16 protein-coding genes and 1 pseudogene are annotated in these 16,478 nt (G+C 43.1%); 7 read left to right on the top strand and 10 right to left on the bottom strand.

Annotated features, from left to right (window positions below; genetic code table 11):
- Positions 1-4: 4 nt before the first annotated feature.
- Complete coding sequence (gene truA, locus BM043_RS13165) at positions 5-763, bottom strand: tRNA pseudouridine(38-40) synthase TruA (RefSeq protein ID WP_092792556.1); 759 nt, start codon at positions 761-763, stop codon at positions 5-7.
- Positions 764-856: 93 nt separating this feature from the next.
- Between truA and BM043_RS13160 the strand changes: the two genes are divergently transcribed.
- Both BM043_RS13160 and BM043_RS13155 read left to right on the top strand, forming a co-directional pair.
- Positions 857-1,339, top strand: a complete 483-nt coding sequence (locus BM043_RS13160; RefSeq protein WP_092792358.1) for a DUF4293 domain-containing protein — start codon at positions 857-859, stop codon at positions 1,337-1,339.
- 127 nt (positions 1,340-1,466) lie between these two features.
- Positions 1,467-2,576, top strand: a complete 1,110-nt coding sequence (locus tag BM043_RS13155) for a trans-sulfuration enzyme family protein (protein WP_092792356.1) — start codon at positions 1,467-1,469, stop codon at positions 2,574-2,576.
- Here the strand turns inward: BM043_RS13155 and BM043_RS13150 are convergent.
- Complete coding sequence (locus BM043_RS13150; protein WP_092792354.1) at positions 2,573-2,995, bottom strand: rhodanese-like domain-containing protein; 423 nt, start codon at positions 2,993-2,995, stop codon at positions 2,573-2,575. The two genes, BM043_RS13155 and BM043_RS13150, sit on opposite strands and share 4 nt — an antisense overlap.
- 151 nt (positions 2,996-3,146) lie before the next feature.
- Positions 3,147-3,887: an MBL fold metallo-hydrolase gene (locus BM043_RS13145; protein ID WP_092792352.1), complete on the bottom strand. Its 741-nt coding sequence runs from the start codon at positions 3,885-3,887 to the stop codon at positions 3,147-3,149.
- A 113-nt stretch (positions 3,888-4,000) separates the two neighbouring features.
- Here BM043_RS13145 and BM043_RS13140 point away from each other — a divergent pair, with 113 nt between their 5' ends.
- Positions 4,001-5,092 carry a 6-phosphofructokinase gene (locus BM043_RS13140; protein WP_092792350.1) on the top strand — a complete coding sequence of 364 codons (1,092 nt, stop codon included), beginning with the start codon at positions 4,001-4,003 and terminating at the stop codon, positions 5,090-5,092.
- Here BM043_RS13140 and BM043_RS13135 read toward each other — a convergent pair.
- The 7 genes and pseudogenes from BM043_RS13135 to BM043_RS13105 all read right to left on the bottom strand — a co-directional run bounded on the left by BM043_RS13135 (position 5,076) and on the right by BM043_RS13105 (position 13,138).
- A complete protein-coding gene (locus BM043_RS13135; protein WP_092792348.1) occupies positions 5,076-5,780 on the bottom strand; it encodes a tetratricopeptide repeat protein in 705 nt (234 codons plus the stop codon). The two genes, BM043_RS13140 and BM043_RS13135, sit on opposite strands and share 17 nt — an antisense overlap.
- 13 nt (positions 5,781-5,793) lie before the next feature.
- Positions 5,794-6,663, bottom strand: a pseudogene (locus BM043_RS13130) (restriction endonuclease).
- Positions 6,660-7,532 (bottom strand): ORF6N domain-containing protein, encoded by an 873-nt coding sequence (locus BM043_RS13125; protein ID WP_092792346.1) that lies wholly within the window; start codon positions 7,530-7,532, stop codon positions 6,660-6,662. Before BM043_RS13125 ends, BM043_RS13130 begins: the two are co-directional and overlap by 4 nt.
- A 27-nt stretch (positions 7,533-7,559) precedes the next feature.
- Entirely contained in the window at positions 7,560-9,098 is a 1,539-nt protein-coding gene (locus tag BM043_RS13120) for a YifB family Mg chelatase-like AAA ATPase (RefSeq protein WP_092792344.1), read from the bottom strand.
- Positions 9,099-9,158: 60 nt separating this feature from the next.
- Positions 9,159-9,527 carry a hypothetical protein gene (locus BM043_RS13115; protein ID WP_092792342.1) on the bottom strand — a complete coding sequence of 123 codons (369 nt, stop codon included), beginning with the start codon at positions 9,525-9,527 and terminating at the stop codon, positions 9,159-9,161.
- A gap of 29 nt (positions 9,528-9,556) precedes the next feature.
- Entirely contained in the window at positions 9,557-11,389 is a 1,833-nt protein-coding gene (locus tag BM043_RS13110) for an ABC transporter ATP-binding protein (protein ID WP_092792340.1), read from the bottom strand.
- A gap of 51 nt (positions 11,390-11,440) precedes the next feature.
- Entirely contained in the window at positions 11,441-13,138 is a 1,698-nt protein-coding gene (locus BM043_RS13105) for a hypothetical protein (RefSeq protein ID WP_245753035.1), read from the bottom strand.
- 248 nt (positions 13,139-13,386) lie between these two features.
- Here BM043_RS13105 and BM043_RS13100 point away from each other — a divergent pair, with 248 nt between their 5' ends.
- From BM043_RS13100 to BM043_RS13085, 4 genes are all read left to right on the top strand, one after another.
- A complete protein-coding gene (locus tag BM043_RS13100) occupies positions 13,387-13,629 on the top strand; it encodes a type B 50S ribosomal protein L31 (RefSeq protein WP_087938486.1) in 243 nt (80 codons plus the stop codon).
- A gap of 69 nt (positions 13,630-13,698) precedes the next feature.
- Positions 13,699-14,898: a GlmU family protein gene (locus BM043_RS13095; RefSeq protein ID WP_092792552.1), complete on the top strand. Its 1,200-nt coding sequence runs from the start codon at positions 13,699-13,701 to the stop codon at positions 14,896-14,898.
- Positions 14,899-14,902: 4 nt separating this feature from the next.
- Positions 14,903-16,051 (top strand): DNA polymerase III subunit, encoded by a 1,149-nt coding sequence (locus tag BM043_RS13090; protein ID WP_092792339.1) that lies wholly within the window; start codon positions 14,903-14,905, stop codon positions 16,049-16,051.
- Entirely contained in the window at positions 16,044-16,478 is a 435-nt protein-coding gene (locus tag BM043_RS13085; protein ID WP_092792337.1) for an ATP-dependent zinc protease family protein, read from the top strand. The genes BM043_RS13090 and BM043_RS13085 overlap by 8 nt, the downstream gene beginning before the upstream one ends.

Here is a 16,478-nt window from a genome sequence, read left to right as displayed (position 1 = left end):
TATGCTAGTCTAAATAGATTTCGTTAGGATAGATGATTTTACTGAGAAACAGTCCTTTAGCTGGTGCTGCTTTACCTGCTTTGGATCGCTCACGGGATTTGATGATTAGATTCATTTCATCCGGATGGCGTTTGCCCAAGCCAATTTCCATCAAAGTTCCTACAATTGCCCGTACCATTCCACGTAAAAAACGATTAGCGGTTATATGGAATAACAATTCCCCCTCTTTTTGTTCCCAATGGGCAGACTTAATTTGGCATCTGAAGTGTTTTACTTCTGTGTGAATTTTGCTAAAGCATTCAAAATCCTCATGATCCAAGAGATACCGGGCTGCCTGGTTCATTTTATCCAGCTCAGGGGAATGAAAACAAACCCAGGCAAATTGATCCAAAAAAGGATTTTTTCGGAAAATCACCCGATAGAAGTATGATCGTTCTACCGCATCAAATCTTGCGTGCGCATCAGGATTGACTGGGCGAATAGTATGAATGGCGATGCTTTTAGGGAGGATTCCATTAAGTGCTTTGACGGTCCGTTCCAAATCAACAGTCCCTTCAAAATCAAAGTGACAAACTTGCATGGCCGCATGTACGCCAGTATCCGTGCGGCCACTTCCCATTATGGAGATGGGTTTGCGAAAATAGGTTGAAAGAGCCGATTCGATTTCTTTTTGTACCGAATGGGCATTTTTTTGGGATTGCCAACCGTGAAAATCAGCCCCATGATAACTCAACTCCAGAAAATATCTTTTGGATGTATTCATCGGCCACAAAGATACACTTCCTCTCTGATTCTGATTTAGCCTTTTCTTGTGAAAGCGGGGAATTGGACTTTTCTTTGCAAAAAAATAAAAATCATGATTCAACGGGTTCAAACCATCTTCCTTTTTCTTATAGTCGTAGCCATGGGGATTACTATTGGTACCTCGCTTTGGAGTCAGTCTGAAACAGGGGATGGAACTGGGAGTTCTTGGGAATTGACTGCCTTTATGCTGACTAATTTGGATGCCAATAGAGAAGTAATCCAATCTTCCTCCAAATGGTATCTTTCTGCTTTGGCGGCATTTGCTGGATTTTTGGCCTTAATTTCTATTTTTCAATACAAAAGCAGAGCTAAGCAATTACTATTCAATATGATCAACAGTTTGGTGATGGTGGTGTTGATCGTGGCGGTTTTTCTCACTACCAATGGAATCAATTCTGAAATTGAGGCCACAAGCGGAGGAACTTACCATTTCGGATTTTGGGTGATTTTAGGGGCCATGGTTTGTAATATGCTGGCTAATCGATTTATCAAAAAAGATGAAGCTTTGGTTCGTTCGGTGGATCGGATCAGATAAAGAGAACAGCGCCCGGTTTTCGCCGGGCTTTTTTCGTACATTATTTTCAGCTATTTTTTTTGTCAAGTGACTCAAATCATATTCTTATGTCCGAGGTTTTCTTAATTTCCCAAAAAATATTCAAGCTATGAAATTTGAAACCCGATCCATCCATAAAGGCAACCATATCACCGATACCAACCGGCCGGTTGTTCAGCCGATCACGTTGAGTACCACTTTTGAGCATGAAAATGAAGCCGGAATGCTCTATACCCGAGCCGGAAATCCCAATCGACTGGCACTGGAAGAACTGGTTGCTTCCTTGGAAGGGGGAAAAGTTGCTGCGGCTTTTTCATCAGGTAATGCTGCGGGCACGGCCGTTTTTCAAGCTTTGGAGCCCGGTTCTCATATTATTGCACCTGACGATATGTACCATGGTCTCCACAACTCCATGAGCGTACTTTTTAAAGGGATTCATGAAGTGAGTTTTGTGAATATGGCGGATCTGGAGGAAGTGAAAAAAGCAATTCAACCGAATACGCGACTGTTTTGGGTGGAGACTCCATCCAATCCTTTACTGAAAATCACTGATATCCGGAAAATCGCTGAAATCGCTAAAAGTCAACAGGCCGTCCTAGCATGTGACAATACCTTCGCCACGCCTGTATTTCAGAATCCACTGGCACTAAGTGCGGATATCGTGATGCACAGCAGTACCAAATATTTTGGGGGCCATAGTGATATTTTAGGAGGAATCCTGGTGGGAAAAGAAGACAATGAGTTTTGGGCAAAAATCAGAACCGTGCAGCGAGTAGGAGGGGCGGTACCTGCGGCATCAGATTGTTATTGGCTTAGTCGAAGTATCCGAACGCTCGCTTATCGCATGCGTGGACATGCCCAAAATTCCATGATTTTAGCAGAATACTTGTTGGCTCATCCCAAAGTAGATAAAGTACACTATCCGGGACTAAAAAATCACCCCGGGCATGATGAGGCGGCAAGTCAGATGACAGGATTTGGCGGCGTGGTTTCTTTTGAGGTCAAAGGTGGGGCAGATGCTGCCGATCGACTCATTAAAGCGCTTTATCTTTTTGTGAATGCTACGAGCTTAGGAGGTGTAGAAAGTATCATCGAGCGAAGAGCAGCCGTTGAAGGCCCCGATACCCTGATACCTCCAAACCTTATCCGAGTTTCGGTAGGATTGGAACATAGTGATGATTTACTTGAGGATTTGGACCAGGCCTTTTCGAAGATTTAAAGACGCTCCAGCGGAAGCCCGTTTCGAGTCCAATCCCCAAGTCCTCCTTTCAGGTGAAAAACTTGGGTATAGCCATTTTGAATCAAAAAATTGGCGGCTTGCTCACTCCTAATCCCCGCGCTACAATAAATGTAAATTTTCTGATCTTTGGGTAGTTCCAATACGCGCTTCGAAAAGTCATTGGCATAGATGTCTATGATTTTGGCGTTTTTAGAAAGAAGTCCTTGGTTGATCTCGGCGGGTGTGCGGACATCTAAGAGAATACCTTCACCAGTCTGAAACTTGGATTGAAAATCGATTGAGTTTAAGGAAATGACTTTTGCCACGGAGTTTTCATTCAAATTATCTTTTTGGGTTTCTCCGCTGGAGCAACTTCCTAGAGTAAACAGAATAGAAAAGGCAAAAAGCAGGTTTTTCATGGTTGGGACTTTAATTAGTAAAAGTATTTAATTCTACCAATTTTTCTCTGTGACTCTAAGCACAAAAGTGAAACAGGACTTTTTTCTGAATTTCTCCTCAAAAGAAAAAAGCAGCCTTTGGAGCTGCTTCAATGGTAGTTTTGATAAAATTTTAATTCTCCGGATACCAGTTTTTCAACCTGACTTCCACATTTGGAGCGGATTTGTTGACCAAGGTTTTGAATTGATCCACATCGGCCAATCCATCTCCACCGCGGAAATGATAAGGATAAACGATGGCAGGCTTAAATTCTGAAACTGCACTGGCTGCTTGATTGACATCCATGGTATAGGGCAGATTCATGCAGACAAAAGCCACGTCTATTCCTGTGAGCGCTCTCATTTCGGGAATGTCTTCAGTGTCACCAGAAAGGTAGATTTGCTTTCCTCCCAGCGTAACTATATAACCATTTCCTCTGCCTTTGGGATGCCGACTGTCGGCTGTCTCGGGAAGGTTGTACATGGGAATGGCACGGATATCCGCTCCTGAAATTGCTTTTTGCTCACCATTTCCGATGATAACGATTGCTGCGTATTTGTCTTTTGGAAGTTTTTCGGCCACAGCCGAAGGAGCGATAACAGTAGTCTTGCTTAAATCCAAGCCATCGAGCGTTTCCTGATTGTGATGATCGCCGTGAATATCGGTGATCAAAACCAAGTCGGCTGGGTTTTGTCCGGAAAATAGCTCAGCGCCACCGTAAGGATCTACATAAATGGTGAGATCTTGATAATCAATCACCAAGGAACCGTGAAGTATGGGATTGATCTTTATTGCTCCATTTTCGGCAGGAATCTGGTCCTGTCCGAAGCTCATATAGGAGATAAATACTAGGAGAAAGGTGAATTTTTTCATAGGTTAAATGCTTTGATGGATAACTCCATTACTTAAAATCTGTTTAAAATTGTCTAATCAGCAGGTTCAATCGTGAAATTTCATAGTTGCTACCTGGTATTTTCTTAAAAGTTATGAAAAAATTGTTGGTTTCTACCGGAGGTGGGGATTGTCCCGGCCTCAATGCCGTGATCAGAGGAATAACTAAGCGAGCTGCTCAATCAGGTGAATGGGAGGTTTGGGGGAGTTTTGAAGCGTTTAACGGAGTGATGGAAAATCCTCCCCGAATCATCAAATTGGACGAGCAAAATACCGCTGGAATCCATGTAATCGGAGGGACGATGCTGGGAACCACAAATAAAGGAAATCCACTTCGTTTTTCGGAAAAGCAGGCGGATGGCTCCGTGAAAATCATCAATAAAATTCCCGAGTTGGTAGCTGATCTTAAGCGAAAAGGGTTCGATGCAGTGATCAATATCGGAGGAGACGGTTCGCAGGAGATTTCTCAGGCAATGCACGATGCCGGGATGCCTGTAGTCGGTGTGCCCAAAACCATTGATAATGACCTGTCCTCGACGGATTTCACCTTTGGATTTCAGACCGCAGTTCAGATTGCAACCGACTCTTTTGATCGCTTAGTGACTACCGCCGCCAGTCATCATCGGGTGATGATTATGGAAGTAATGGGAAGAAATGCCGGTTGGATCGCCCTATACACTGCCATTGCGGGTGGGGCAGAAATCTGTCTGATTCCTGAGGTCCCCTATGATCTGCAGAAAGTCGTCAAGCGAATTGAATCCCGCTATGCCAATGGACGTGGATTTGTGAATATTGTCATTGCCGAAGGTGCACATGCCAAGGAGGGATCGGTGACCTCAAGCAAAGGTGAGGAAGGAAGAATTGCCGTTCGGCTAGGTGGGGTTGCATATACCCTAAGCGAGCAATTAAAAGCTGCTGGCCTGGATGCGGATATTCGAGAAACTGTTTTGGGACATACTCAACGTGGAGGAACGCCGATTGCTTTTGATCGGGTGATTGCTTCGGTTTTTGGAGTGAAAGCTTTTGAACTGGTTTTGGAAGGAAAATTTGGGGAATTGGTCGTTTTGCTCAACAATGAATACACCTCAGTCCCGATCAAAAAGGCTATTTCAGCCTATAATTATGTGGACCCGAAAGGTACTTTGGTGCAGGCTGCAAAAGGCATGGGAATTAGTTTTGGGGATTGATTTTAGGAGAAATGCATCGAGAAGCATAGTCTCGATACCATTGGATGGGACATTCTTGGATATATTCCTGGAATAGTTTATTCCGTTCTTCTTGAGAAATATCTTCTTTGACCTGAATAGTTCCGAGACGAATATTCCAAGTTTTATTTAACTGCTCGAGAAACCTCACCAATTCGATGGTGGAGAGGTTCTTTTCTGGAAATCCCAAGTCCTGAATCACCTGATGGATATGGGGTTCGTAAATTGGGTCAAAAGGCCAAACTGCATCCTCGCAGAGATTAACATAATCTTCCAAAAGGTCCAAGATTTTAAAAGCTTTTGGATTTTGGTTTTGTTGCTCCATTGCTCCTTCAAAAACCGAAAGTGCCTCCTTGTAATTTTTTAGGAATCGGTGCGTCCGAATGAGTAAGGAGGTGTAGAGGTGTTTCCCCGCAGTTTTCTCCGGGGTCTCCTTTTCATTGATTTCTTTTAAAAGGGGAAGAGCCTTTTCGTATTCCTGCTGATCGAAATAGATATTAGCTAGCTGGGTTTGAGTCATGTACTCTACTAGTTCTAGCGGATAATTTTCTTTGACGGTCTCGATGTAGTTAAGCGTAAATTGGATTTTGGTTTTGGTATCCGCTTCCCATAGCTCTCGATACAAGGTGAGCATAAATTCTTTGGAGAAAAATTGGTTTTGCTGGGGCATGAGAATAGGTCAATTATTCTTTGAATTTCTGAAAATAGTTTAAGTCAACATCATAGACTGTTTTTGGCTTAAGCCCCAACTTCACCATTTCAAACATTTGGATAAGCTTTTTTCCGTCCACCAATTCAATGGGAGGTGCTCCGTCCCGGGATGCCTCTTTTTCGGCATCTCTGGAAAACGTTCCTGTAGTGAGAATGATCCCTTTTTCAGCACGGCCTAGCATTGCATTTCGGAAATCTCCTACTTGTGCTCTAGAGACAGAACCTTCATATCTCTTACATTGAAAAATCACTTTAAAACTGACAAAGGGATTTTATTCTAAAATCCCAAAACCATCTATTCCTCCATCATGAGACTTTCCGGTGACTTCCACATTCTCAAAGCCATGTTCTCTCAGTAACTCTTTACAAACATTTTCAAAACCTGAAGGAGAAAGAGATTTCAGAACGGAAAGTAGGTTGTTTTCAGCAGTTACTTCCACTGTCTCAGGTTCTTCTTCCTCTTGGTCTTCAATAATTTCTTTTTTTGATTTTTCTTTTCTTATTTTTTGATTGATCTCGACCCATTTCAAAAATATTTCTCGAGACTCATCTGGAGTTAAGTGAGTATTTTTTCCCTTTTCGGTTAGTTTCCATGTTCCTCTTTCAGAAGAATTCAATAATCCTTCCCAAATAAGGTATTGCCTGGCCCATGCCACTTGATTGTGAAATCTATTTCCACCAGACTTAAGTGTTTCATCCAAAAAATCATTATCTAAATTGAGATTTTGGGCAATTTTTTCTGATACTTCTCTGGGTTTTCCTGAGTACCCTAATTCCCGTAAAGCATCTAATAAGGGGCCGAACCATTGGACAAACTCAGCTTGACTTTTCTTTCTTCTCATAAATTGCTATTTACTTCATTTAAAAGTACTTCTACAAAATCATCCATTCTTGAAAATGCAAACCATTTCTTTCCCAGATCTTTAAGTGATGCTCCAAAATGGTAAAGTTCCGATTTATCAAGGATTAAAAACCGATCATGGCTTTTGGAAAAGTTCGAGACTTCGATTTTTGGATACTGCGAATTGTACTTTTCTAAATCCAAAAGAAATCCTTGGGTACTATTTTTTGTAAAAATTGTGGCTTTGACATTATGATTACGTTTGCTAAATAACGTGAGTACGGATTCATTTACATAATTGTCAATCAGTATGATTTCCCTTTTGGCTTTTTTAATCAATTCAGAAACAAAAACATAAGCATCAAAAACCTGCCCCTCGAAAAATATTCCTTTTTCTGCTTTTAATTGCCCCTTTTCCAAGGCTTTGAATAATCGGTCAAACTTTTTATCGTTTTCTAGTTGCCTGATTTCAAGTTGATCCAATCGTTGAAAAAGCGAGGCGTTTTGAACTAAAAACTTCCGCATCTCTACAAAGGCTTGAATAATTTTTATACTTACTTGAATTGCCGTTTCGGTTTGTAAAACAGCAGATAGCATCGCAATTCCCTGTTCTGTAAAGACAAATGGAACGGTTCTTCTACCACCATGTGAATTTGAAGTTCCAATCTGGAACCTCAAGTTTTCCCACTCTTTTATTGATAATTGAAAAGTAAATGCTGGTGGAAATCTCTGTTGATTTCTTTTTACCGCCCGATTGATAAACTTGGTCTCCGTGCCATAAAGCTCCGCCAAATCACTATCGAGCATCACCTGTAGTCCTCGGACGGTATGAATTCTATTTTCTATTTCTTTTCTTTCTAAAGAAGTCATATTTCACAAAACAATATAAAAAGCATCTCACCCCGCCCAGCCTTCTCGATCCAAACTCCGATATTGAATTGCCTCAGCGAGATGCTCCACTTTGATTTCCGGACTGTCTACGATATCAGCGATGGTGCGGGCAACCTTGAGTATGCGATCGTAAGCCCGTGCTGAAAGTCCCAGTCGCTCCATGGCCGTTTTGAGCAGGGCTTTGCCTGCTTCGTTGATTTGGCAGACTTCCTTGACCATATGAGACGGCATCATGGCATTACAATAGACTTCAGGATTATTTTGGAAGCGCTCTTTTTGTTTTTCACGGCCTTTGATGACTCGCTCTCGAATAGCTTTGCTGGATTCGCTTTTTCGGGTAGAGGTCATCTCGTCAAATTTCACCGGAGTCACTTCCACATGCAGGTCAATTCGGTCAAGCAATGGCCCACTGACTTTATTCAGATAGCGCTGCACGATACCTGGCCCACAGACGCATTCCTTTTCGGGATGATTGTAATAGCCGCAGGGACAGGGGTTCATACTGGCAATCAACATGAAATTGGCCGGATAATCGACCGATACTTTTGCTCTTGAGATGGTGACTTTCCGCTCTTCCAAGGGTTGGCGCATAACTTCGAGCACGGTTCGTTTGAATTCTGGCAATTCATCCAAAAAAAGCACCCCATTGTGCGCGAGGGAAATTTCACCCGGCTGTGGATTGCCTCCTCCACCTACCAAAGCCACATCCGAAATGGTATGATGGGGACTTCGAAAAGGGCGATTGGCCAGCAGCGAAGCATTGTTTCCTAGCTTTCCAGCGACGGAATGGATTTTGGTCGCTTCTAATGCTTCCTGCAAAGAAAGGGGTGGAAGAATCGAAGGTAATCTTTTGGCCAGCATGGTTTTGCCTGCACCGGGCGGTCCGATCATGATGACATTGTGACCGCCTGCAGCGGCGATTTCCATGGCTCGTTTGATGTTTTCCTGACCTTGGACGTCAGCAAAGTCAAATTCGATATCATCCAGGGAATGATAGAATATTTCTCGGGTATCCGTCACCAAAGGGGTGATTTCCAGATCTCCCATCAAAAAATCCGCCGCCTGCTGAAGGGTTTCTACCCCTATGATATCTAGGTTGTTGACAATCGAGGCCTCTTTGGCGTTTACCAGCGGAAGGATAAAACCTTTAAATCCCTGTTTGCGAGCTTCGATGGCAATGGGAAGGATCCCTTTGATCGGGCGGAGATTTCCGTCAAGGGAAAGCTCACCCATAATCACATAACGATCCAATTCGGGGAATTCGACTTGCTCGGAAGCTTGCAATATACCCATGGCTATCGGTAGGTCATAGGCAGAGCCTTCTTTGCGGATATCCGCCGGAGCAAGGTTTATAACCACCTTTTGTCTCGGCATGCGAAAGCCGAAGTATTTTAAGGCTGACTCTACCCGCTGCTGAGATTCTTTTACGGCAGAATCGGGTAGTCCTACCATAAAGAAACTGGTGCCCATGCCCACATTGACCTCGATTGTGATCAAGTTGGCATCAACGCCAGAGACCGCACTTCCAAAAGTTTTTGCTACCATAATGAAAAAAGGAAACCTGTTTTGGTTTCCTTAATATACAGTTTTCTGAAAATTAACTCCTTATTTATCAGTGAAATTTTGTCTCGGAGGCAAATTACTGGGTTCGGCATCCTCGGCACTTGGTGCAGCAGATTTGGGCTTTTCGGTGCTGACCGGATGCTCAATATCGTAAATTCTTGCTTTTAGGCTGTTCATCTCAGCCTCCATTTTTTTTATTTTTTTCTCCAATGAGGACCGCACTCCCTGTCCAACCAACCAAGAAGCCAAAAATAAAAGAAACCCGACTAATATAATTTTTACCACACTGTCCGAGGTCACTTCTTCCATACCGAATATTCCTCCGATCGTGTCAAAGGCAATAAAAAAGACCAAAAATAGTGAGAAGTAAACCAAGAGAATGATTTGAAGTATTTGATGAAGTTTTTTCATGAATAGTAAAATTTGCTTTCCTAAATATACTAAACGGACTGAATACTCGAAAGCTTTTGATAAAGGCCTTCTTGATTCATGAGCTCCTGATGGCTTCCTCGCTGAACGATCTGTCCCCGCTCGATTACCAGGATTTCGTCTGCATGTTGGATGGTACTCAGGCGATGAGCGATCACCAGGGTAGTCCGGTTTTTCATCAAATGAGTCAAGGCCTCCTGTACCAATCTTTCGGACTCTGAATCCAAAGCTGAAGTGGCTTCGTCGAGAATGAGAATCGGTGGATTTTTTAAAACCGCACGTGCAATACTCAAACGCTGTCGCTGTCCTCCCGAGAGCTTTGTGCCCCGCTCACCAATCGACGATTGATAGCCATCGTCCATCTTGATGATAAACTCATGCGCATTGGCGATTTTGGCAGCCTCGATAACTAGGTCTTCGGTCGCTCCTTCGATTCCAAATGCGATGTTGTTAAATACGGTGTCATTGAACAGAATGGATTCCTGTGTGACGATTCCCATCAGTTTTCGGAGTTCTTCGAGCTTCAGGTCTCGGAGATCATTTCCATCAAGCGTTATCTTCCCTTTTGTTGGGTCATAAAAGCGCGGCACCAAATCCGCCAAAGTGGACTTTCCGCCCCCTGAAGGACCAACCAATGCGATGGTTTTCCCTTTTTCTAGCGTAAAATTGATGTCTTTTAGAATCAGCTGTTCCTCATAGGCGAAGTTAACTTGCTCAAAGTTGATTCCGCTCTCGAATTGAGCTATGGAAATAGGGTGAGACGGATTTTTGATTTTTGAATCAGTATCCACAACTTCAAAAATCCGCTCCGCCGAAGCAATGCCCCGCTGAATGCTGGAAACGGCACGTGAGATTTCTTTGGCTGGATTTAGCACTTGGGTGAAAATGATGATGTAGGTGATGAAATCCGAAGCACTCAAATCCGAGTTTCCACTTAAAACCAAACTGCCCCCGTAAACCAAAATTCCCGCAACCACCGTCACTCCCAAAAATTGGGAAATCGGGGAGGCCAATTCATTTTTCCGGGCCATATTGACATTGACATCTGCATAGTGGTCGGTTTCCTGATCAAATTTGCCAAACATAAAGCGCTCCGCATTGAAGGCTTTTATGACCCGCATTCCACCTAGCGTCTCGTCCAGAATATTCACAATTCTACCCAAGGATTGCTGACTTTGGACGGCTCGTTTTTTTAATCTCCGCGTGATACCACCGATGATCGCTCCGGAAATGGGTATGATCAAAATGGTAAAAAGCGTCAGTTTGACCGACATAAAAAATAAAACTGCAAAATAAAGAATGATTGTTGCTGGCTCGCGAAAAACTACCCGGAGTGATTGAACGATGGTGTTTTCGACCTCTTGTACGTCATTGGTCATTTTGGACATGAGATCGCCTTTGCGCTCATCGGAAAAATAACCTATGTGTAGCCCGCTCACTTTTCCAAAAATATCCATCCGCATCCGCTTGATGACCACTGCGCGGACTTTGGCCAATACTACTCCTGAGAGGTAAGTGAACAGGTTGGAAAGAAAGACCGAAACCACGATGATCATACAGACAAAAACCAAGGTGCCGACCTTGCCATATTCTCCCGAAACCTCCAGAAAATGATGGTTGAACAAGCCTGTAAAGTAGTCTATTGTAAGGCTAAACTCCGGTAGCTCTCGATACTGGTCCAAGGTCTTTGGGTCCACCTGTTCAAAAATGACATCAAAAAGCGGCTTGAGTAGCGTGAAATTGATCAGTCCAAAAATGATGGAAAATAGCGTGTAAATAATATAGGTGGGCACAAACTTTCCATAAGGTCTGGCATAGGAAAGAATCCGCAGGTAAGTCTTCATGAAAATCGATTCATCAAATGAGGCCGCAAGTTACGCAAAATAGCTGTTGGACTAGAAATTGAATTCGGGTCGGATAAAGTTCCACCGGATACCCAACTGAATCAATTGAGATCGGCGGTGGTCAGATCCCTCGATCCGCTGATGGCGGAAAGTGTGCGATGCGTCAATAAAGAAATTATGCTTCAGCATGTAGCTCGCAGTCAGATTCGACTGAAACACCTTATTTTTAATCCCCTGTCCGATGACATTGCCAAATAATCCAGTGGGACTTCCATCGAGACGATTTTTGAGCACATTTCCTCCCCAGTTCGTTTCTGGATCTGGATCGGAACCGAAGAATTGAAACATCCCCAACGCCGTTATATTTAATCGCGGAAGTGGTTGATAGCGTAGGATTCCGAGAAATTCTCGGAAGTTTGCGCCCAGTGGGTGGGTGAGGGGAGTCCGCCAGTTGGAGTAGGATTGATAGTCGATTTTTTCCTGAAAAGTATAGGGTCGGGCGGTATTGAATTCGAGCTGAAGGTCCAAATTAGAAACTTCAAAGGCGTTGATGTATTTGTAACCGGCTTGTACCCCGTATTTATTTCGTTTTGATCCCTTGCCGTCAATCCCAAAGAATTCACCAAAAACAAATTCATCCAAGGCAAATTGCCCGTAAAGCTGCATTCCGGGTCTAAGATTCCATTTGGCATCCATCCCCAGCATAACCTTGTCCGGTGTGCCGATTTGCTGCTCAGCCCAGCGGAAAAAGACCACGGGATTGAAGTAGTTGAAGTTAATCTGATCGGTCATCACCGATTCAAAAAAACCAAGATTAAGCTTTTCCCCTACATTGAAACTCAGTCGATGCATGGAGAAAAACTTTTGCGGATATCGTCCATCAGTGGGTCTTCTTCTGTTATAAAAAACATCCGCGGTCATTTGGGACCATAAATTCGTGAGCTGAAACTTCCAGATTTTGGTATTCAGCTTGACAAACATATAAGGATTGGAAAAATCCGAAAGCAGAAAAGAGCGATATCCTTCCCCGACAAAATTTCGGTCATGTCCCACTTGCGCTTGGATACTTTTAGTCAGATGAAAATTGACATGGCCTCTGGCAGAAAAATAGCTGTAGCCGTCTCGTTCATATTCTTTCCAAAACCCTTCACCGGGAACTGCCAGGTTTTGGGTAGCATAGGATTTTGCCCAAGAGGGAAAAAATACCTCCGAGGTAGTTACGTAGGTGTAAAAACTGACTTTTTTGTCGATGGCTCCCCGGACGACGATTCCGCGGCTAAGTTGGGCGGGCTTGCGATCCTGATCTGATTCTATTCCTCCGCTGAGAAAAAGTACCGGACTGAGATGAATATCAAAATCCTCGCTGTAATAATGGGCAAAATCTCCGGGTCTCCGGTAGATTTTTCTCAAAAAGGGTTTTTGGGATTCGGGAGTTTCTTCAGACATAAATTCCCAATTATCCTGAGCCAAATATTCCCAGTTGAACCGGTCTGAGGCCGATTGAATCACCGGGTCATGGCGTAAACTATCCAAGTATTGAGCTAAAATATCCCTTCTAAAAGGTTTGAATCCGGTAATAAAAAAAGGATTATTTGATCCTTGGAGGATTTCATATCGCTCGATTTTGTGATAATAATCCCGCTCGAAAGGGATATAACTCCCTTGGGCAAAAATTTGATGTTGATTTATCAAAAGAAAAACTCCAAGGAATAGCAGGTACCTTAGGGCTAATGATTCAATTATTCGCATGTGATTGAGTGGGGATTAACATCAAAAATTTCCAGTTTTCAACTCGAAAATACAGTTTTCGATCAGATCCTGCGTTTTTTAAGAAAGAATTATTGAAGTGGCATGAAAAATCCTGCACATCATTACCTTTGTGTCAGCATAAAACTGATTCATTCAAGTGGAAATTTCCGACAAAGATTTGGTGATTTTTACGAAAAAGGATAACTTTGTGCCTCATTTGAAAAAGGTACTCCAAAAATACTAGTGATATGAAAGCTGATATTCATCCAAACTACAGAGACGTGGTGTTTTACGACACATCTTCTGAGTTTAAATTTATGACCAAATCTACCATCGAAACTTCCGAGACAATCGAATGGGAAGATGGCAAACAATACCCTGTGTACAAAATAGAAGTGAGCTCTGAGTCTCACCCTTTCTACACCGGTAAGAAAATGTTGCTCGATACAGCTGGTCGAGTGGAGAAATTCAACAGAAGATACAAGAAGTAATTCGAAAGAGTCTTCAGCGAAAAAGTCTCCCGGAGCATGGATTCCGGGAGACTTTTTTATTTTTGTCTCATGGAGCAGATACTATTGTTTGACGATCCCTCGATTCGGGGAGCCTTATTGCCATTTACTTTTACTCGGCCGATTGGAGCTATTCGGGTAGGAATCCTGCAGATCGCCGAAAAATGGGAGCTTATCAGCAAAAGCCAGGTTTCTTTTCTCACTCAAGATTATTTGCAAGAGAAGTTTCCCCGCAATCTCGGTGACGCGCTTGCAGTTAATGGAGCGCTGATTCCGACTGCTGAGATAGTGGCTTTCCTCTGCAGACTGGAAAAAAACCAGTCGCTTTACTTTGGAAAAACGCTGATCGCGACTTATATCGGGGAAACGGAAAAAAACCTTGCTTCAGCTGCCGAAAAGCAACAAATCCAACTGCCTGAAGCACCTCTGATGATTCAGCATCCTTGGGATATTTTTAGTTTTAATGGAAAAGAAATTACCCGGGATTTTCATTTGATCACCGAAGGTCGAAAAAGCCAACCTCTCACTGACCCTTTCACGCACACCTACGGACAGGATATTTTTATCGAAAAAGGAGCGGTAATCAAGTCAGCAGTACTCAATGCCGAAAACGGGCCTATTTATATCGGGAAAAATACCGAGATCCAAGAAGGAGCGCTGATCAGAGGGCCATTTGCATTATGTGAGGGATCCACGGTGAATATGGGTGCTAAAATGCGTGGAGATATTACCGTGGGGCCCCATTCCAAAGTCGGTGGAGAAATCTCCAATTCAGTGATTTTTGGCTATTCCAACAAAGGACACGATGGTTTTTTGGGAAATTCGGTCATCGGGGAATGGTGCAATCTCGGAGCGGATACCAATACCTCCAATTTGAAAAATAATTATGCTCCTGTCAAAATTTGGAATTATGTCAGGGGAGGATTTGTGTCCACAGGTTTGCAATTTTGTGGCTTGATGATGGGGGATCACTCCAAATGCGGAATCAATACGATGTTTAATACAGGCACGGTGGTAGGAGTAGGCGCAAATATCTTTGGAGATGGTTTTCCCCGTAATTTTATCCCGTCCTTTTCTTGGGGTGGAGCGGCAGGTTTTTCTACCTTTCAATATCCAAAATTTGAAGAGACAGCCGAGATCGTTATGCAACGGAGAAAATTACCTTGGACCAAGGTGGAGTCTGCTCTTTTTCAAAAGGTCTTTGAACTGACCAAGAATTATCGAATTTGGGATAAAAACCCTGAAAAATAGCCTCATGCAATTTGCCGATATACCGGGTTTGCCCGAAACCAAAAAACATCTGATCAATGCCGTAAAGCAGAATCATTTGGCGCATGCCTTGCTTTTTCATGGGCCTGAGGGATCTGCCAGTCTGACGATGGCTTTGGCCTTATCCACCTTTCTCTATTGTCAACATCCGAGTGAGGAAGATTCTTGTGGGACCTGTCCCCCTTGTCAGCGGATGGCAAAACTGGTCATGCCTGATTTGAATTTTGCTTTTCCGCTAATCTCTAAGGGAAAAGAAGAGAAAAAGGAGGAAAAAGAAGACAAGGTGGACCATTTGGCAAACTTCCGAAAGTTTGCGCTAGAGCAACCCTATGGAAATATCCACGACTACATTTATTTCAATGGCTTAGAGAAAAAACAACTGAATATCTCGGTAGGCGCTGCTCGAAAAATCATTCAGACGCTCTCGCTGGTTTCCTTTGAGGGAGGCTACAAGATCATGTTGATCTGGGGAGCAGAGTATCTCAATACGGAAGCATCCAATGCACTGTTGAAAATTCTTGAAGAACCTCAGCTCAAAACGATTTTTATGCTGATTACCTCTCAACCGGAGCAGTTGCTGACGACGATTTTGTCCCGTACCCAAAAAGTCATGATCCGAGCGTTTACAGACGAAGAGATCCATGAGCATTTGGTCAGTGGTGGATATTGTGATGATCAGACTGCCAGTCAAATAGCGATGATCGCAGACGGTAATCTTCGAGAGGCGGTGCGATTGGTCAATCAGGTGGAAGATCAGCAAGTGGCTTGGGTGAGAGATTGGTTTAGGTTGTGTAATCGGCGGAATTTCAAGGAGATTTTTGCCCTTTCGGACGCTTACCATAAATATGACAAAGAAGCCCAAAAATCCGTTTTACAGACTGGAATGAATGTGCTTCGAGAAATTTTACTTAAAAATTCTTCCGTAGATTCCCTCCTTCGGACCAAAGGTGAAGATCGGGACTTTATAGAAAAGATCAGTGGAAATGTACTGAAAGAGGATCATATTCCCGGGCTTTATCATTTATTCAACCAAGCCCATTATCATTTGGAACGAAACGGAAACGCGAAATTAATCTTCACGGATTTATCAATGGAAATTGCCAGACTTATGATGAGAATCAGTCAACATGGATAAAAAAATAATAGGTAGAAAAGAACGGATTTCACTTCCTGAACTAGGATTGAAACTAGTCTGGGCAAAAGTAGACACTGGAGCTTATACCAGTTCGGTTCATGCCGAAAACATCCGTGAAGAGGTCCGGGAAGGAAAAAACGTCCTTGTTTTCGAAGCGCTTCTTCCAGGACATCGGGGATTTACAGGAAAAGAAGTAGTTGTGGAAAACTACAGAGAGAAGAAAGTGAAAAATTCCTTTGGGCATGCAGAGGTTCGTTACCTAATAGAAACGCCAATGGAATTAGCCGGAGAGAAGTTTATCGCCGAAATCACCCTGACAGACCGGTCCAGTATGAAAAACGCCATTCTACTGGGAAGAAAAATCCTCAGAAATCGTTTTCTGGTGGATGTATCCAAAATCAACCAAGCCAAAGCTTACCGCAATTAA

Source organism: Algoriphagus hitonicola, assembly GCF_900113375.1.
GTDB lineage: Bacteria > Bacteroidota > Bacteroidia > Cytophagales > Cyclobacteriaceae > Algoriphagus > Algoriphagus hitonicola.
Note: the sequence above shows the minus strand (reverse complement) of the source record. Positions and strands in the feature narration are given on the sequence as shown.